Here is a 19392-nt window from a genome sequence, read left to right on the forward strand (position 1 = left end):
GATAGGCTATGCGTTTCCCGCATTGCTACTGCATATCCCGATGGTACAGGAGAGGATTGCATCGGAGGCGGAGAAAGAACTCTCCGCCCTGCTCCACGCGCCCGTTACCGTAGGCAGAGCCGATATCGAATGGTTAAACCGTCTCGTGTTGGGAGATGTTTCAATCGACGATCAAAACGGACAGAAGATGTTTGAAGCTGATCATATCTCGGCCGGATTCAAAATCTGGCCGTTACTCCACGGACAATGGGTTTTCACGACTGTCCGCCTGTTTGGTTTCTCGCTGAACATCGAACGGGAGACGCCCGACAGTCCTTTAAACCTTCAATTTGTTATGGATGCCTTTGCATCAAAAGATACGCTCTCCAAAACGAGTATAGACCTAAAAATCAATTCAATTATGATTCGTCGGGGGCGACTGAGATATGATGTGCTTAATGTACCCTTTCCGGATAATCGATTTAGTACCGGACATATTCATTTAGAAGATATTAACGGAAAAATAATATTGCCGTCCTTGCACGCTCCGACCTTTTCGGTAGAGATTCATAAGCTCAGTATGAAAGAACGATCGGGATTCCGGTTGAATAAGTTATCCGCTTTCGTAACCGGTAATCAGGACAGTGTCACTGTTCGTCAGTTAAAGATACTCTTGCCACAGACACAATTGCATATTGCCGGCGCTTCCGTCCGAAGCAGCATCGACCGGCTGGTGAAAGGACAGACAGAAGCTCCCGTAGCAATACAGATCGCTCCTTCTAAAATCAGTCTCAGTGATTTGTCCGCATTTGTGCCGGCCTTTCAACATGCTTCGGAGCCTTTCCGGCTGTCGGCTTCCGCATCGGGAACAGTCGACAATCTGACAATTAACAACTTAACAGTAACGCAGGGCCGTACCCTATCGCTGAAAGCACAGATGAACCTGAAAAATATCCGGCATCCGAAAAAAAGCTATTTATTCGGAAAGGTAAGCAGCTTACAACTGGCGTCAGAAAACTTAGGACGGCTCATCCATAACTTTCAAGAAACGCCCGTCTCGCTTCCTGCCCCCATCAACCGACTCGGGATGATCCGTTTTACCGGAGAAATTTCCGGATTTATCGATCAGTTAGTGGCTTTCGGGAAGCTGTCTTCCAACATCGGATCGCTTGAGATGGATATGCTTATCGGTCGGGAGAAGGAACACCGATTTGCGACGTATCTGAAAGGTAAAATCTCATCTTCCGAATTGGATATCGCACCTCTGTTCGACGAAAACACCCCCTATGGAAAAGTTCAATTCAAGGCGGAGTTGGATGCTTCCAAGCCGGCCAACGGGGCGTTTTCCGGCACTGTTCAGGCCAAAATCGACCGGTTTGAATACGAAAAGTATACATACGAGAACATCTTACTCTCCGGGGGCTTCCGTCCGAAAGAATTCAACGGTACCATCCGCATCGATGACCCGAACGGGAAACTTCATGCCGAAGGGCTCTTCAACAACAATGGAGAACAGTCGGAATTCAATTTCTCCGCCACGTTGGAACATTTCCGTCCGGACAAGCTACATCTCACCGAAAAATATGATTCGCCCGAGCTTTCGTTCCAAGTAAATAGCAATATCACCGGTAACCATATCGATAACTTCCAAGGACAGATTACCATCGACAATCTGTCATTCCTGACACGTACCGATACTTTTCTACTGAATACGGCACACATTCAGGCATCGGGAATATCCTCCGAACGGAAACTAACAGTCTATTCGGATCTTTTGAACGGAGAAGTAACCGGCTCCTGTTCTTTCACTCATCTTCTACCTTCGCTGGTGAATCTTATTCGTCCTTATCTTCCTTCGCTGAGCACGACTTTCCCTCCAAGTACTTCTATCGGAATAGACAGTTATTCCTTTACGATAAACATTGAGAATACCGAACGACTCTCTAAAGCGTTGAAGCTCCCGGTCGCCTTGTTAGCTCCGTCGCGCATCTTCGGGCACTACGACAATCCGAATGGACGATTCCATCTCAATGCTTCATTACCTCGATTCGAGGTTTCCCAATCCGTCTTCAAAGATGGTTCCATCGTGTTAAACAATCCGAATGGGGCTATGGAGGCAGAAATACGAACGACTCAACTGCAACAGAAAGGCTCTCGGAATCAAATCCACATCAAGGCCGATGCCGCCAACGACCGATTGAGGACTTCTTTTACACTGGAAAACAACCGGAAAGACGGAGTTAAAATAGCCCTCTCTTCTTCCACGCAATTTTCCATAACGGAAGAAGACGGAAGCCAAAGGCTGCTTTCGAAAATCTCTATCGAACCGAACAGAATCATCGTCAAAGATTCCACCTGGGATATCCGGCCGGCCTCCATCACCATTGATAAAGAAAAGATATCCGTAGACAACGTTCATCTATCTAAAGGCGATCAGTACCTCCGAATCAACGGGACAATCTCTTCTTTCAGCCCTCAGGAAACCCTCACACTCGATTTGAACGACATTGAGTTAAGCTATATTTTCGACATTGTCAACATTCCCGCTCTGCAATTCGGCGGACGGGCTACCGGAACTTTCCGCCTGAATGATCTTTACGGAAGCCGCATCATCAATACCAATCTTGAAGTGCACGATTTTTCGTTTAACCGGGTCGTGCAGGGGCGCCTGAATCTTTTCAGCGAATGGGATAACGACCAGAACGGTATCCTGCTGCTGGGCACCATCTACAAAGACCGGTCTACATGGACGGATGTGAACGGATACATTTACCCTGTCGGCGAAAAAGAGGGACTTTCTCTTTATTTCGATGCAAAAGATTTAGATATCGGTCTGTTACGTCCATACCTCAGCTCTTTCACCCAAACCTTTGAAGGCAGTTGCTATGGGAACCTCCATCTATATGGACCTTTCTCCGACCTCTCCTTCAAAGGAAAGGCGTTGATCCGGAATGGCCGTATTGGAGTCGATTTTCTTCAAACGGCATATTCTTTTTCCGATTCGATATTTCTGACTCCGACCACCATCGAAGGCCGAAATATTGTTATTCACGATAAACATGGAAATAAGGGAGCTGTCGACTTTACCGTACAACACCATCACCTTCGGGATTTCGGTTTTTCAGCCGACATCAAAGCAAACAATCTATTGTTATACGATGCTTCGGAAAGAATAAACCCCAACATTTACGGAGTCTTATACGGAACGGGAAATGCCAGCCTTCGAGGCACCGAACGACTTATCCATATCAACGCCAATATGCGAAGCGACCGCAATACGACAGTCGGCTTCAACTTTGCCAACGGATCATCAGCCGAAGAGTACGATTTCATCCGATTTAAGGACAATCCGACGACAAAAGACAGTACCCTTACAAGAACAATCGCACAGGCTGCCAATGACGATGATGAAGGAACGGAAATACGCATCAACATCGTTGCCGATGTAACTCCGGACGCCAAGCTGGAACTGATTTTAGACCCTGTCAGCGGAGACAAAATAAAAGGCGACGGAAGCGGCAATCTCCAAATCCAATACGGAACAAGCAGCAATTTGGCCATGTATGGAGGATATACGATCCGTGAAGGAAGCTACAATTTCAGTCTGCAACAATTAATCCGCAAAGACTTTAAGATTCGGGAAGGGAGCCGCATCGATTTTCGTGGCGATCCGCTGAGTGCACTGCTTAGTCTGGATGCAAGCTATCACTTGAAAGCCAATATCCAAGATTTGGATGAACGCTTGGCTGTGGAAAGCGGTATTCAACGTAACATCCCAGTAAACTGCCTGCTGAAACTGAACGGACGACTACAAAACCCGACGATCTCGTTCGATATGGAGTTCCCGAATTCAACCCATGAACTGGCGCGGCAAGTACGTTCGTTCATCGGCACGGAAGATATGATGACGCGACAGATCGTCTACCTGCTTGTACTCAACAAATTCTATACCCCGGACTACTCAAAAAATGCGTATCGGTCGAATGAGTTCAGCGCCATGGCATCTTCGGCTTTGTCGTCGCAGCTCTCCGGCATCCTGAACAGTCTGACCGATAAGGTGCAGATCGGAACGAATATCCGCTCTCGTCAAGATGGGGTCACGGATACCGAAGTGGAGATGCTTCTTTCAAGCCAGTTATTAAACAACCGTTTGTTATTTAACGGAAACTTCGGTTATCGCGACAATTACATTCAAAATAATGCTTTTGTCGGAGAATTTGATCTGGAATATAAACTGACTCCTTCCGGCGAAATACGTCTGAAAGCGTACAGCCATGCCAACGACATGTATTACCGATATAATATGAAGTCACCGACCCGACAAGGGGTGGGGCTGATGTTTCACAAAGATTTTTCTACGTTATCGGAGATTTTCCGGAGGCGAAAAAAGCGTACCGCAAACCTGTTCTAAGTAAACAAGTCTTCCGCTCTTTTTTAGAACAGAATACCCACCGACATGCTCAACCCGTTCAGGTATTTACTGATATGCAACGATGAGGCCCTCTCCGTTCCTCCCGAATGATATGAAAACGGGTCGAAATCAGAATGCAAGCGATTCAGGCCGTATTCATAGCCGATATCGAAAGTCAGTTTGCCGATCAGTACTTCCATCGCCGTGTAGGCCGCCCAATGATAAGGCGATGTATCCCCGTTATATGAGAAAGAAGTATGCGGACTATTCGCCGTAAACTGCACGTCGTAATTATATTTTAACTTGACTCCGCCCATAAGACTAAACACATACGGACGTTGTTTAATCAAATGGTAACCTACCACCACCGGTACTTCGAGCGATTTGATCTCCATCGTCATCGCCTGGGGAAATTCCATGGCTGATTCGTTTGTCTGCTCCGAAGCGGGACGAATCACATCGAACCGAATGTCTCCGCTCGAATAATTCCAAAAAGCCGACGGCTGAATAAAAAAACGGTCGACATTGACCCGTATCAGAAAACCAGCCATATAACCTACATCGTGTTTGAGGTGGATATCTTCAAACCTGACCTCATCCAAGTCAATCGATGAAATATCCGACTGTAAAGCCCGCAACCCGACCTTTACTCCCAGATTCACCACCTTATGATCCGGCTTGATAAGTGACTGAGCTGGTGCCGCAATATAGCACATCGCGCTTAATATCAAGAGAATAAATCTCCCCATGTGCTTATTTTTTCTTTTTTACCGACCAACCGAAGAAACCGAGCAAGTCTCCCATTCCATAGTATTTACCATGCACATACGTCAGTAAATCTGCCTTCTGCATATCGAAAGCACCGGTCTCGGGATGAAGGTATTTCTCATCGGCCTTCACATTGACTACCTCAGAGATAAACATGTCGTGTGAGCCAAGTCTCATCACCTCTTTGACCCGGCATTCGATGCAAAGCGGCGATTCCTCGATCAACGGAGCCCGAACGATAGAAGCCCGTCCGGGAGTAAGTTTCATCTCCTCGAATTTACAATGGTCCTTCCCCGAAACAACGCCGCACCAGTCTGTTGCAAATGCCATATCACGAGTCGTCAGGTTAATCACGTATTCCATATTCTTTTTCAGAATGGGATATGAAAAGCGTTCGGGACGCACCGAGATGTAGCACATCGGCGGGTTCGAACAGATTGTTCCCACCCAGCTTACAGTCAAAATATTATATTCCGACGGATCACTTCCGCACGAAATCATCACCGCCGGCAGCGGATAAATCATAGTTCCCGGTTTCCAGTCTTGTTTCATAATCATTTGTTTTACAGTAAAATTCCCTCGCAAGCCGGCATCGACTTACTATTTAATTGTAATTTCTTCCTTATTCGTTTTACGTTCACAATAACGGCATTTGACGGTGCCAGTCTCTTTATCTGTCACATAGAAATGTGATTTCATCGGCTCATTGTTCGTGATACATTTAGGATTGTTGCATCGGATGATATCAATCAGTTCATCGGGCAGACGGACACATTTCTTTTCTACGACTTCATAATCTCGGATGATGTTGAGCACAACATTCGGTGCAACAAGTGCGATTCGGTTGATCTCGTCTTCCTCAAAAAACTTATCCGCAATCTTAATCATGCCCTTGCATCCCATCTTCTTACTTTCAAAGTTGTTACCGATCGTAATGCGGTTGTCCATCTTATCAAGTCCAAGCAATTCGGCCACCTTAAACAATTGAGCCGGGGGAATATGGTCTATGGCCGTACCATTTTCAAGCGCGGCCACCTGCAATTCTTTTCGTTTACCTTTGTTTGACATCTTTATCTCTGATTAATTGTCGATTTTCGTCTTTATATCAATGCCCAGCACATCGCAGATAATCGCCTCGCGGGTAAAAAGACCGTTCCGCGCCTGCTGGATGTAATACGCCTTCGGATTACCATCCACATCGTAAGCGATCTCGTACACACGTGGCAGCGGATGTAATACGCGCAGATTCGGACGCGAATGTTCGAGCATCCTGTTATGCAGAACATAAACATTTTTGACCCGTTCGTATTCAACAAGATCTGTAAAACGTTCCCGTTGTACACGCGTCATATAAAGAATATCCGTCTGGTTGATAATATCTTCCGAAAAGACGGTATGTTCATGAAACCCGATGTCGTGTGTACGACAGAAATGCTTCTGTTCTTCCGGCATCTTCAATTCCTCCGGAGCGATAAAATGGAATGTCGGATGGAAGTGCGACATGCCGACAATCAGCGAATGAATCGTACGTCCGTATTTCAGGTCGCCTACCATCGTGATGGTCAGGTTATCAAGAGTCCCTTGCGTCTTTTTGATCGAATAGAGGTCGAGCAGCGTCTGCGAAGGGTGTTGATTGGCGCCGTCACCGGCATTGATGATAGGTACCTTCGTCACTTCGGAAGCATAACGGGCAGCCCCTTCAAGATGGTGGCGCATGATGATCACATCAGCATAATTGCTGACCATCAGAATCGTGTCTTTAAGGGTCTCCCCTTTCGACGAGCTGGTGGTCGAGGCGTCCTGAAAACCGATAACACGTCCTCCCAAACGATTCACCGACGTCTCGAAACTCAGACGTGTACGTGTCGAGGGTTCGAAAAAGAGTGTGGCCGCGATCTTGCCTTCAAGCAGGCGGCGGTCGGGATTTTCTTCAAACTTCCGGGCGTTCTCAAGAATACGCAGAATATCTTCTTTCGTACATTGATCAATCGATACTAAACTTTTATTCAACATAACGGGATGATTGTATGACCACAAATGTAAGAAAAAAAAATGATCCGCTGCGAAGATGTGAAAATAAGTTTCTCGTATGCAAAAATACGTGCCTCATTGGGATATATACCCAATGAAGCCGTTTCTGACAATCCGACGCCTTCCCAAGCATCGGGAACCGATGAGGAAGACTGTTCTTCGTCGGGTATCTTCCAGTAAGCTTCCATATCTTCATCCGGTTCTTCGTCTTCGCCTTCAAAAGGATCGGGTGGAGGCGGCGGGCCCCAACGACGTACATAGATCGCCAGAACAATACCCGAGACCAAGCCGGAGAAATGTCCTTCCCACGAGATGGTTGTATGCCTGTAGAGCGAAGGAAAGAATGCCCATACGAATCCACCGTACAGAAAAGCGACTAACAGGGCGAAAGCCATCTGCCGGGGTACTCGCCGGATCATGCCGGTCACGAAATGGAACGCCGCCAAAGCATAGATCACTCCACTGGCTCCGATATGGACGGAACCGGCCGAAGCAATACTCCACGTGAACAATCCGCTCATCAAATAGAGGTAAGCAAAAATCGTCCGGCTTTTTTCACGATAGAACAGAATGAGTCCGAAAGTGAGCACCCATAGCGGCGGCATGTTGGAGAGCAGATGATCCCATCCCGCATGCAGCAACGGCATCGTAAGAATGCCGGACAATCCTCGAAGATCATGCGGGGCCAGCCCAAAACGTTGCAGCCGCAGCGAGAAGCACGCATTGACGATATGTACCACACAGGGTACAGCGACCAAAAGACTTGCATACAACGCGGCGCGTCGTGTTTCTTTCTTATCGTTACCTTCCTTCACGAATGTACCATTGTCTCCCACCACGGAACAAAGATACGATTTCCGAATCTATTCTCGCTACGATCACAAGTGTGGGACAAGGCTCGCGCTATTGTACATTGTGCATGGCCGAAAATTGTTTTTTCTTTTGTTTATGTACCGTATGCGGTTATTTCCGTTGAATCGTTTATTTTTGCATCCGGAATTTAAATACAAGAATAAAGATGAGATTGATACGGGCAGGCGGTCTGTTGTTAAGCATTGCATGGTGCTCCTGTTCTGCAGCAACAGCGCCGGATGAGCATGATACGAACAGGATCTCCGAAGAGGCGATATCCGCTTTCTTTGCCGACCGTCTGGCAGGTAAAACAGCCACTTTCGCAGGAGAGAAAACTATGAACCTATGGGAGGTCGAGCAGCAGCGCCAATGGGTGTGGGAGACATGGAAAGCAGCCAACGAAGCCTTTGCCGAAGAAAAACTAATCGACTTGAAGCCTTTGTCGGAAACGTCGTTGGGGCGCTGGGTATTACCCGAAAACCTGGAACGTGATGCCGTCATGCCCTACTATTGGGGAACAAAAGGAGAAGGTAAGCCCAAGGACGGTTTTCCGCTCTACCTGTATCTGCACGGTTCGGGCGATAAGCATCAGGAATGGGCAACAGGGCTGACCCTTTGCACCCGGTTCGACGATGCTCCTTCGGCCTATTTCATTCCTCAGATACCGAATGAGGGCGAATATTATCGCTGGTGGCAAAAGGCCAAGCAGTTCGCATGGGAGAAGCTGCTGCGACAGTCACTCGTATCGGGGCAGATCGATCCCGACCGGATGTATATCTTCGGTATCTCTGAAGGGGGATACGGCAGTCAGCGGCTCGCATCGTTCTACGCCGACTATCTGGCCGGCGCCGGACCGATGGCGGGAGGAGAACCGCTCAAAAACGCTCCGCCCGAGAACTGCCGCAACATAGCATTTTCCTTACTCACAGGCGCGGACGACAAGGGTTTCTACCGGAATACGCTGACATCGTATGTGCAAGAGGCTTTCCGACAACTCCATACGCAAGACCCTGAACATTTCATGCATCGCATCGAACTGATTCCCGGCAAAGGACACAGCATCGACTACCGTCCTACGACTCCGTGGCTAAAACAGCATGTACGAAACCCGCATCCGAAGCATGTGACGTGGGAAGACTATGAGATGGACGGCCGGCACCGTCCGGGCTTTTACAACCTTTACCTTCCCGAACGGGCAGATAACGCCGGACGGAAACGTTACGAGATGAATATTACGAACAACACGATCACCCTGCAAATCGACGATGTAACCTATGAGACGGTTGAGACCGATCCGCATTGGGGCATCGAAATGAAGTTCAAGAAACATTATACCCCTTCGCGTAACGGGAGACTGATACTCTATCTGTGCAACGAGCTGGTCGACCTGAACCGTGAAATAACCGTAACGGCAAACGGCGAGCAAGTATTCAAAGGTACCGCCACACCCGACCTGAAACATTTAATAAACAGTTGTGCCCGATTCTTCGATCCTCACCGGCTCTATCCCGTTGCGATCGAAGTAGCCTGGTGATCCCAAAGCGAACGGAAAGTATAATCTGAAAAAAAAGGATTATTTTTGCGGCACGGTTTCCCGACGCAAACGGACATGGACATACGGACAAAAATCATCTCTCCCTTTTTTGCACGACGACAACGCGCAATCGAATCGTTCGGAAAGCGGACTGTCGACATCCAGCGGCAGCAGCTGCGTTACCTGCTCGGCAAGGCACGCAACACCGTTTGGGGGAAACGTTATGCTTTCGTAGAAATCTCCGGGTACGACACCTTTCGCGAACGTATCCCGCTTCAGAGTTACGAAGACTTGCACCCGTTCATCGAACGGATGATTAACGGAGAGAAAGACGTGCTGTGGCCCTCGACCGTGCGATGGTACGCGCAAAGCAGCGGCACAACGAACGACCGCAGTAAATACATCCCCGTCACGTCCGACATCCTGCGCCGCTGCCATTATGCGGGAGGCTTCGACACCGTTGCGCTTTACCTGCATAATTGCCCCGACACGCGTTTCTTTTCGAAGAAAGGGTTGATCCTTGGCGGCAGTCACAGCCCGTCGCCCCTGAACAGGCGGGCACATTGCGGCGATCTCTCGGCCGTGCTGCTGCAAAACCTGCATCCGCTCGTCAACCTGATACGTGTGCCGCGCAAAGAGATCATTCTAATGGACGAATGGGAAAAAAAGATCGAGGCGATTGTGGAAAACACATGGAAGAAGGATGTAGTCAGTCTTTCCGGTATTCCGTCATGGATGCTTGTGCTGATCAAAGCCGTTTTGCAGCGAGCAGGCAAACAGACGCTGCCCGAAGTATGGCCGAACCTCGAAGTCTTTTTCCACGGCGGGGTCGGGTTCGAACCGTACCGCACACAGTACGAACGACTGATACCGTCGGACCGAATGCACTATATGGAGACGTACAACGCTTCGGAAGGATTCTTCGGGTTACAGGACGACCCGTCGGACAAAAGCATGCTCCTGATGCTCGACTACGGGGTGTTCTACGAATTTATCCCCACGGGCGAATCCGGGCGTCCGGACGATGGGATCGCTATCCCGCTCGAAGCGGTCGAGACCGGCGTGAATTATGCGATGATCATCACCACAGCCGGCGGACTGTGGCGTTACCGCATCGGCGACACGGTGCGCTTCACGTCTACCTTCCCGCACAAATTCGTGATCACGGGACGTACCCGTTTTTTTATCAATGCTTTCGGCGAAGAGTTGATGGCGGACAATACCGAGAAAGGCATCCGAAAAGCTTGCGAAGAAACAGGCGCCTTAGTGAGGGCGTATACAGCCGCCCCCTTGTTCCTGCTCGACAAGGCAAAAGGACGCCATCAGTGGGTGGTTGAGTTTGAGACACCGCCGCCCTCCATCGAAACATTCGCCACCGTGTTGGACGATGCTTTGCAGACACTTAATTCCGACTATGCCGCTAAACGTTACAAGGAAATCTCCCTGCAACCCCTCGAAGTAATTCCCGCCCGCGAACATTTGTTTTACGACTGGCTCAAGAAACGCGGCAAATTGGGAGGACAGCACAAAGTACCTTGCCTGAGCAACAGCCGGGACATATTGGAAGAACTCTTGTCGATGAACGGCTGATCACGAAAAGAAGACCTCACATAAGGTCGGAAACTATCCGTATTCTTCAAGCAGAGTACGAATATAAGCCATTTTGTTCTCCTGATCCCACGAATAGGTTTTGCTGTTCTGTTGCAAAAATTCGAGCAGAAGCAATGCTTTCTCCAACAAGTCGTAGCGCAGGGAACCCTCTTTTTTGATCAGTGCGTCACGATAGAGTAATTCCGAGAGCATGCGCATTTTGGCTAACGCTTTCTGTTCACTGTTTTCCGTCCACAGGTCGTTAAGCAGGTCTTCTTTTTCGATTTCATAGAAATGATGTGCCGGACAACGGAAAAATTGCTCGTAGATGGCATTATAACGCGCCTGCATGTCAGCCGTAGCAGCCTCGTCATCCTCATCACTGCGCCGCACCACTTTGGCGATGGCCTCGAAGAACTCCTGTAAGATCTTCAGGATGTAATCTTGTTCTATCATTGTCTCTGTCGTTTATTTTATCTACCGAAACACAAAAATATGAAACATGGTAAGATTTGCCAAATCCCGGTACGGCAAATCGGTTTGCCCATATCGGCATGTCCTGCCGCTCTTTGCAGGACGAAACACGATACAGTCAAATGCGAAATACCGTATTTTTTCTACCTTCGTTGTAGCAAATCGCCCTTTACCTCGTTATAGGGATGAACAGTCAAACGAATGGATAACGAATATAAGAACCTCGTCGATGGCGTGCGAAGATGCGAGCAACAGGCGCAGATGGCTTTCTACGACCGCTTCTTCCGTCCGGTTTATCAGAGTGCCGCAGCTGTTGTCGGCAATCGCGACGAAGCCGAAGAGATCATGCAGGACACTTTGCTGAAAATCTTCGTCCGTCCCGAACTGCTCAACGACGATCCGCAGGCGATGGAACGCATCCTGCGACGGATCGCAACAAATGCGGCCATCGACACCATACGAAAGCAGAAGAACTTTTACACTTCAATCAACGAAGAGCAGGTGTCGGAACCGGCCGACGAAGACGAGCCGGCCGATGAGCAGCCCGACATCGATGAAATACGTACCGGCATCGGACGCTTACCTGTCGGTTACCGAAGCATCCTCAGCCTGCGTCTGTTCGGCGATATGAACTTCGCCGATATCGCCGCAAGGCTACAACTTAACCCCTCCACCGTGCGCGTACAGTACACGCGGGGATTGTCTCGGTTACGAAACTTATTGAATCAGACCCAACGGATATGAACAAAAAGAATAACATATTAGAACATACGATCAAAACGCATTCGCACGAAATTTTTGCCAGTGGCGAACCGAAAGACGGACACCGCGAACGCTTTGCCCGACGACTCGAAGCGTTGCATGCCGAAACGATATCGGAAGTCGAGACCGATACACACGTAACGCACGAAGCGAAAGCAAACAACGGACGGAATCGCGTCTTGCGTGTCCTTATCGGAGCTCTCACAACGGCTGCCGCCGTGATGACCGCCTTCTGGCTGTTCACTTCACAACCGGAGATGACCGAACCGATCTCACCGGAAGACTCGCCGGCCGATGTGCAAAACCATTATGCCATGCTGTTTGAAAACGAACTGGAAACAACGAAACAAATGCTTACCTTAATGGACGGAAGCGAACGCTCTAAAGTACTCCAAGAGTTAGAGACGATGAAAACGGAGCCGGTACCGGAAGTCCAGATGCCCGATGAAAATAAGATTACATTGATCGTCAGCATCTATTCGTCCAGAATTAGTGCTTTACAGCAAATACAAATGAATTTAATAACCTCTCAAATAGAAACATCATGAAGAAAATTCTGTTTATTTTGGCCATCACCTTGCTGGCAACCGAAGCTTTCGCCGCGCGGAAAGAGTATAAAAGAGAAATCGTCAAGGAGTTTTCCGTCGGCGACAATCCCGTTCTTTCCATCGAAAACAAATACGGCAATATCCGGATCATCGAAGGAACGAACCGCAAAATTACGTTCAAGATCGAGATCAGAGGCGAAGGACGCACCGAGGAGGCCGCCCGGAAATATGCCGAGAGCGTATCGGTCGATTTTTCCCACAGCGGCAATCAGGTTTCGGCCCGGACCAAGTTTGAGTCGCTCAACTGCAACAACTGCGGACGTTCGGTACATTATATCGTTACCGCTCCTAAGAGCGTCATTCCTCTGCTGGAGAACAAATACGGGAATATTTACCTCGATAACCTCGTGCAGCCGCTCACCGTCGAATTAAAATACGGAGATCTTTTCGCAAACGCCCTCAATAAAGCGACGATCGACATCCGTTATGGCAAAGCGACGATGAACAAATGCAAAAATCTTTCCATCGAGAGCAAATACTCCGGGATCAAAATCGACGAAGCCGGGCAAGTTGTAGCCGATTCGAAATACGATAACTACCGGATCGAATCAGTGAGCGACTTCGAAATCGAAACCGGCTACACCGATGTGCGAATCGGCAAGTTGAACAAACGCCTGACGGCCGATCGGTTGAGATACGGAGGGTTGAAAATCTCCGAAGTAGCGAAAGATTTTTCGGAAATCCGGGTCGACGCGGCATACAGTAATGTAAAACTCGGACTGACCGAAGAGCATGCCTTCAAAGCCGCTCTTTATACGAACTACGGAAATATCGACACCGGCAACCTTACGTTCCACAACGTATCGTTGAAGAAGAAAGGATGTATCGTCGGTACGGCGGGTAAAAGCAATAACCCGAACGCTTCCGTCAATATTTCCGTCTCGTACGGAGGAATCGTATTTAAATAAATTGTCACACCCATCGACTTACAGCTCTCTAATAATCGCGTATATTGATTTTTATATCGAGCTGGCCGTCCGTAATCATTTTGATGATTCAGCTGGTTTTATGTTGTTATTTTAGGAATATCCCTATGTGAGCCGCTAAACCGATACAGCACGATACGGATCGGGCGAATGCCGTCATCACTGTATCGTGCCGTCGATAAGGTCGGTGCCGGAGAGCATACGGTCATTCGTTGCGGGTGTGGACGACCTTATGGGTCGCCACGGCCTGTCCCGCCTGAATTCGGACGAAGTAAACGCCTTTTGCTTCGTTGCCGAAAGGAATCCGGGTTTCGTAACGATTCTGTTGCTGTTGCGCCACAAGCATTCCCTGCGCGTTGAAGACAGCCACATTGAACATGCGACCGTCTTCAAGCGATACGGTCAGTTGTCCGTCCGAAAACCATACCTTAGCCTCCGATAAGCCGCCTGTGATGATTACGTTGGATACCTTCTGTCCGTCGCAGTTTTTAAATGCCGGATTCCGGTACAGCAATCGGTTGTCTACATGGCAACACATAAAGGTTGGCCGGCTCGGCATTGTTGGAAGAGCGTGGGCAAGCATAAAGAAAGGAGAATAGCGGTCGTTGCCCAACCCTTCGATATAACTGTAATATTCTCCGACATGTATTCGCTTGTGTTTGTGGCCGTCTTCGAACATGACGGAATCGATTTTCGTAACTTTCCCCGACGGAACAATGCCGATTGAAGGGATACTTTCTCCTACCTTCAGCGAGAAGTCGTAGATGACAGTCTCCTGCTGTTTCAGGTAATCCGGGTGCACCTTATTTTCATATCCGGGATACGGTTTGAACATGACTCGATTGTTTTCGGAGCGAATCAACCCTTTCAATGCTTTTCCTTGGCGGATGATTCTCCATTGCTTTCCGCTGACTACGGTGTCGCCATGCAAAACGGTTTCATCGAATGGGTCTTCGAGTTTTATTTTTTCCTCGCTAAAATCCCAATAACATTTCCAAACCACGGAATCTGCCTTAAAGGCATTTACATACTTGCCGCCGAAAGCGTTTTCTTGCGGCCAAACTCCTGCCGATACCAACAGCATCAGCGAAAATGATAAAAAGATACTTTTCTTCATGATTATACTATTGAACAGTTCATTTTTTTCGAAAGTCGATATATACGGAAAAAAGAAAATTTCTACCCCTATTATTTTACCGAGAACCATACATGGCATCGGGAGCAAAAGAGAAATGCCCTCCCGAAGCTATATCAAGATTTTTGCAATATAATTTAGATCGACTATCAATGATTAATTTACCACCGGGCTCAACTGTGATTTTTTTAGCCGAAACATCTAACGTAGCTCCATTGGTGATACATAATGTCGCTCCGCTTTTTACGATGATATCTCGATCGTATTGCCTGTCCGAATGGATGTTTACCGTACCGGTAATGACGACGTCTGTCGGAACACTGTTTATTTCCCGAACCAGGAAAGATGCTGCTGCTTGGAAATGCGTATGTTCTTGATTCGATGCCGGCATATAAGACCTCATAAATTTTGTTTTACCTGCTTGATGAAGATTCTGACCGGTTAGCCTGCTGTTCAATTGACTTTGCCAGTCTGATAATGCTAACGCACTTACTGTTGGAACAAAAGAAAAGTAATTCTTCAACAACAGTCCGTCGGGAATTTTGCCTGCAACGTTGCTGACGTTGTAAATCCCAGCCGGGGCACCATCTAATGGATATACGAAAGCATTGCTGTCCATGCTTTTTTCTGAAATATCCAATTTTATATTTATTAAAAATAGAATTTTTTTATGTATCCGTATCCTGCCCCAATAAACATTCGATGTATTTCTGTTTGGTGCCGCATGGATTTTTACATCACTGACGACATCTGCACTTCCTGGTATTTTCAAAACAAACAGCTTCGGAAAATTCGTCAGAAGAAAAAACTTTCCATAATAATAAGTCAATAAATGCATCCAGATGGAAAATTTATATGTTTCCCGATGGTCAACCAACATCGTACCTGGCTCCATCACTTTCGTTCCGTTTCCGGTACCGTTAGTTATCGCCACATTTTCGCATTGCAGGGGAAATCCTACATTATCATACTCTGTCTGAAATGCATTATGTTCGTTACCGTCAATTTGCAAACGACTGTCTACATGATAAACCAGCATCTGTTTGGCCGCTTTGCTGTCTAATATTTCGAGCCCTTTTTTAATCATATCGATATTCTTTGCCTGAAAAATCTTGATGAAGGCTACCGAGAATTTTACGTCGGCAAGATGACGAAGCATTGCCTGCATGCCGATCGGAACATTGGCTCCTTTATGAGGAGAATCGACACTGATAAATTTCCATGTATCATGTTTTCTGTTTTCCAATTCCATCTTTCTCAAAGCATATCTCGCCACAAGTCCTCCCATGCTGATTCCCATAACGACATTGGGAGAGGCTCCTTTCTTATTTCTATTAACATAGTCGATCACTTCCTGAAAAAGAACTGCGTTTCTTCTGATATCATCCAATCCGTCATTATAATCCAAATAAATGATATCGAAAGAACTTATGTTTTCCCATATATTGGGATCACCGATATTCAAAGTCCCGATCTCTTCTTCATCAATACTTAGGTTGGTTATATCCATATTCGTTGTTCCCAGCACATGGCTCGGGTCAAATCCTTCGGCTATAATCAACGGTTTTCTTATTTTCTGCGAGGTGTTGCCTTCCGCATATTTTATCTGTATCTTCCCTCCGGAATGTCGGGAAGAAGCGGGTATATCCGATGTCAGGTCGGCTGATTTTAATGTGACGGGCGGCTCTTCCCCTATGGATATTTTCGTTCGGCATGTATATGTCGTATTATCTGTATACGTTATTCTGAAGTAAATATCTTTAATGCCGGTCGATGAAAATGTATGGGTAATGTCGTTGTTCCACGACGCCGTTCGATATCCTCCCTCGTTGTTGAAGTTGACCTGGAGGTTTTTAACGACTCTGCCCGTATTGTTTACGAATAAATTCGAACTGAATTTAAAACGTATGGTTTTACCGTGGTAATACTTTTCTTTGGGAGCGACGGCGAAGAGCATCTTCTGTTCGTATGGATTCTTGCCATTGACGTCATAAATCTGTTCATTGACAACTTTTACCGAACCGGAACCGATGGCATCCTTACGATACATATCATATCTAAGATGTATAACTGCAAGTGATGTGGCTCCCTCACTTGAAATTCGGGCATTCATTTGGTCCGGAGTCGGCAAAGAGATATTGCCGTTTACTTTCGAGCTGTACATCCCCCCGTAAAGAGCGTTCCATATCGATATAGTTTTCGTCGGTCAATGCCACCCCATCATAATATACCGGGTCTATAAGATGCAGTCCGTAATCATACAGTAACCCCGTGGTTACTCTGCTTTTGTCGACATGCTGAAACACCTTGCTTATTTTAGCATTATATTCGGCAACCTCCTGCGCAATCAGGATATAAATTGGGCTTATTGCCATTATTATTATGGTACGTACCCTGTTTCTTATTCTTTTTATCCTATTTTTCTTAGTCATGAATATTAATTTTGATATCGAACCGTCCGTCCGTAATCATTTTGATTTCACCGGTTTCTGGATTCTTTACACTGAAAGAAAAAGTCCCGCTTATAATACCATTCTCTTTGTCGAATTTCAACAAACAATATTCGCTCGGCAGGTCTTTGCATAAACGGTAATACCTATTATTATCTTCATACATTGCACTGGATATTTTATGCTTAAATCCGACTTTTACGATGCTGTCCGTAATGCTGATAAAGCGACCCTTATTAGCGTATGAATAAAAACCTAAATATTTCCCTCCTTCACTGTAGTAGCCGCTGATAGGACTGTGTCCCAACACGCCGCTGCCACGGGTATATACAAACAATTCTTTGTCTACATAGCAACCGAACGTATTTTTGCCGGAAGTCGAAAATTCCGGCAGTTCGAATGCTTCTTCTTCTTCGCAACGAGGGAAAAAGAAGCATAAAAGAAGAATGAAAAAGAAACTGTTGAGTCTCATCCCTATATTTTATTTATTCACCAATTTTTTTGTTCCCACTACGACACCATTGGCGATCAGTTTGTAGATATGCAGTCCGGAGGCGAAATCGGCTGAAGAAACGGTTATCGAGCCTTTTCTGCCATGTACGTCGAGCGGTATGTTTTTTACTTGTGTTCCGTTGATCGAATAGAACGCGATAGCTGCGCTTGTTGTTCCTTCGGGCAAGGTGTAATCGATTCGGGCGTTACCGTTTACCGGATTGGGCACATTCTGCGACAGATACTCCTCCGTATCGAGGATTTTTTCATTGGTTGTCGTCGCTTCACCGCTCTTGAAAGATATCTGTCCCTGATTCTCTAACGTTTCCACTCTGGCCTGAAGTTCTTTGATCGCTTCTACAAGTACCGGTATCAGTCCGGTATAATTTACCGCATAGATACCCTCGGCATCCTGCTCTACCAATTCCGGGAAAAGCTCTTTCACTTCTTGTGCGATAAAACCGAATTCTTTCTTATATGCTTTGCTCCCCGACAGATTGAATGGTTCTGCCAATGCGCTTTGGGCATTTTCCTTACTGATTTTACCCTGTGCAATCATGGTTTCCACCTCCTTGCGTCGGTCTGCTTCGGATGCAATTTGTTTCTCGTAAAATTTACCGTGGAGGCGTTTGAGTCTACTCAGATATGAACTGTTGATATTGATAATGTTCCTTTTGAGTCTCTCATCCGAAGTAATCAACAACCCTTGTGTGGTCCAAACTTGTCCGTTCACTTCGAGGGCATACGTGGTCGGCTTCCGCCCGATACCGATTTTGCCGGTTTGATCAATAAACAGTTTGTAATTTCCCCAATTTGAGGATCCATGTGGTCGCCAGATATTTAATCCGCCTTCGGAGAATTCCATGCCCCAATTGGGACCGATGTATACTCCGGGGGCACTGCCGACACTATTCCAGTTATTCGGCTTCTGACCGATGAACAGATGGCTGTCCTGATAAAACAACTGTGCCTTTAAAGAAGGCATCCAACACATCGCCAAAACTACGACTAAAGTCGTCCGTAAAGTAAAAATTTTTTTCATGATTTCAAATTCTTTGATTATTATACGATAGCAAACGTAAATAAAATAATTTTGTTACAGTTTCTTTATTACAAAAGATTAACTTTTATTATTATGGTTGGTTTTATGAATAAATGATTAAAGTTTACGCTCTTTTTCGGACGTGTATCGGCATGTACAAGTTGTATCATCCGTATACGTTATTCTGAAGTAAATATCTTTAATGCAGGTCGATGAGTTCGCTCGACAGCCCTATACATAAACGGTAATATTCATTATTGTCTTCATACATTGCACTGATGTGTTTTTGATATTCCGAAAAATAGCCTACTTTTGTAACTCAAAAATCAAACATTAAA

17 protein-coding genes are annotated in these 19392 nt (G+C 46.7%); 6 read left to right on the plus strand and 11 right to left on the minus strand.

Annotated features, from left to right (window positions below):
- Window positions 1–40 precede the first annotated feature (40 nt).
- On the plus strand, window positions 41–4390 hold the full coding sequence (locus tag Tanf_RS12070) for a translocation/assembly module TamB domain-containing protein (protein ID WP_046826034.1): 4350 nt from the start codon (window positions 41–43) through the stop codon (window positions 4388–4390).
- Window positions 4391–4413: 23 nt separating this feature from the next.
- On the opposite strand, the gene Tanf_RS12075 is transcribed toward Tanf_RS12070, so the two are convergent.
- From Tanf_RS12075 to Tanf_RS12095, 5 genes are read right to left on the minus strand one after another with little or no spacing between them, the layout of a single operon-like run.
- Window positions 4414–5139: a porin family protein gene (locus Tanf_RS12075; protein ID WP_080948639.1), complete on the minus strand. Its 726-nt coding sequence runs from the start codon at window positions 5137–5139 to the stop codon at window positions 4414–4416.
- 4 nt (window positions 5140–5143) lie between these two features.
- Complete coding sequence (locus tag Tanf_RS12080; protein WP_014224278.1) at window positions 5144–5710, minus strand: flavin reductase family protein; 567 nt, start codon at window positions 5708–5710, stop codon at window positions 5144–5146.
- 48 nt (window positions 5711–5758) lie between these two features.
- Window positions 5759–6226, minus strand: a complete 468-nt coding sequence (gene pyrI / locus Tanf_RS12085; RefSeq protein WP_046826036.1) for an aspartate carbamoyltransferase regulatory subunit — start codon at window positions 6224–6226, stop codon at window positions 5759–5761.
- Window positions 6227–6238: 12 nt separating this feature from the next.
- Window positions 6239–7171 (minus strand): aspartate carbamoyltransferase, encoded by a 933-nt coding sequence (gene pyrB / locus Tanf_RS12090; protein WP_014224280.1) that lies wholly within the window; start codon window positions 7169–7171, stop codon window positions 6239–6241.
- Window positions 7165–8028, minus strand: coding sequence for a rhomboid family intramembrane serine protease (locus Tanf_RS12095; RefSeq protein WP_052449109.1), 864 nt, complete (start codon window positions 8026–8028; stop codon window positions 7165–7167). Before Tanf_RS12095 ends, pyrB begins: the two co-directional genes overlap by 7 nt.
- Window positions 8029–8207: 179 nt before the next feature.
- On the opposite strand from Tanf_RS12095, the gene Tanf_RS12100 reads away from it, so the two are divergent.
- Window positions 8208–9575, plus strand: coding sequence for a carboxylesterase family protein (locus Tanf_RS12100; RefSeq protein WP_046826037.1), 1368 nt, complete (start codon window positions 8208–8210; stop codon window positions 9573–9575).
- Window positions 9576–9650: 75 nt separating this feature from the next.
- The gene (locus Tanf_RS12105; protein WP_046826038.1) at window positions 9651–11165 is read left to right on the plus strand and encodes a GH3 auxin-responsive promoter family protein; all 1515 of its coding nucleotides are present in this window, start codon (window positions 9651–9653) and stop codon (window positions 11163–11165) included.
- A gap of 33 nt (window positions 11166–11198) precedes the next feature.
- Here Tanf_RS12105 and Tanf_RS12110 read toward each other — a convergent pair whose 3' ends face one another.
- Complete coding sequence (locus Tanf_RS12110; RefSeq protein ID WP_046826039.1) at window positions 11199–11621, minus strand: hypothetical protein; 423 nt, start codon at window positions 11619–11621, stop codon at window positions 11199–11201.
- Window positions 11622–11840: 219 nt separating this feature from the next.
- On the opposite strand from Tanf_RS12110, the gene Tanf_RS12115 reads away from it, so the two are divergent.
- The 3 genes from Tanf_RS12115 to Tanf_RS12125 are packed head-to-tail and all read left to right on the plus strand — an operon-like array spanning window position 11841 to window position 13917.
- Window positions 11841–12383: an RNA polymerase sigma factor gene (locus Tanf_RS12115; protein WP_046826040.1), complete on the plus strand. Its 543-nt coding sequence runs from the start codon at window positions 11841–11843 to the stop codon at window positions 12381–12383.
- The gene (locus Tanf_RS12120) at window positions 12380–12949 is read left to right on the plus strand and encodes a hypothetical protein (protein WP_046826041.1); all 570 of its coding nucleotides are present in this window, start codon (window positions 12380–12382) and stop codon (window positions 12947–12949) included. Before Tanf_RS12115 ends, Tanf_RS12120 begins: the two co-directional genes overlap by 4 nt.
- Window positions 12946–13917: a DUF4097 family beta strand repeat-containing protein gene (locus Tanf_RS12125; protein ID WP_046826042.1), complete on the plus strand. Its 972-nt coding sequence runs from the start codon at window positions 12946–12948 to the stop codon at window positions 13915–13917. Before Tanf_RS12120 ends, Tanf_RS12125 begins: the two co-directional genes overlap by 4 nt.
- Window positions 13918–14140: 223 nt before the next feature.
- Here the strand turns inward: Tanf_RS12125 and Tanf_RS12130 are convergent, their stop codons facing one another.
- The 5 genes from Tanf_RS12130 to Tanf_RS12150 form a co-directional block, all read right to left on the minus strand.
- Window positions 14141–15052 (minus strand): T9SS type A sorting domain-containing protein, encoded by a 912-nt coding sequence (locus Tanf_RS12130; protein WP_161794970.1) that lies wholly within the window; start codon window positions 15050–15052, stop codon window positions 14141–14143.
- 76 nt (window positions 15053–15128) lie between these two features.
- Window positions 15129–16631: an esterase/lipase family protein gene (locus tag Tanf_RS12135; protein WP_161794971.1), complete on the minus strand. Its 1503-nt coding sequence runs from the start codon at window positions 16629–16631 to the stop codon at window positions 15129–15131.
- 529 nt (window positions 16632–17160) lie between these two features.
- Window positions 17161–17445 carry a hypothetical protein gene (locus Tanf_RS14945; RefSeq protein WP_140230613.1) on the minus strand — a complete coding sequence of 95 codons (285 nt, stop codon included), beginning with the start codon at window positions 17443–17445 and terminating at the stop codon, window positions 17161–17163.
- A gap of 49 nt (window positions 17446–17494) precedes the next feature.
- Entirely contained in the window at window positions 17495–17992 is a 498-nt protein-coding gene (locus tag Tanf_RS12145; protein ID WP_046826046.1) for a Riean_0653 family protein, read from the minus strand.
- Between the two features lie 9 nt (window positions 17993–18001).
- Window positions 18002–19054 carry a T9SS type A sorting domain-containing protein gene (locus tag Tanf_RS12150; RefSeq protein WP_074452927.1) on the minus strand — a complete coding sequence of 351 codons (1053 nt, stop codon included), beginning with the start codon at window positions 19052–19054 and terminating at the stop codon, window positions 18002–18004.
- Window positions 19055–19392: the final 338 nt, after the last annotated feature.

The organism is Tannerella forsythia, assembly GCF_001006485.1.
Classification (GTDB): Bacteria; Bacteroidota; Bacteroidia; order Bacteroidales; family Tannerellaceae; genus Tannerella; species Tannerella forsythia.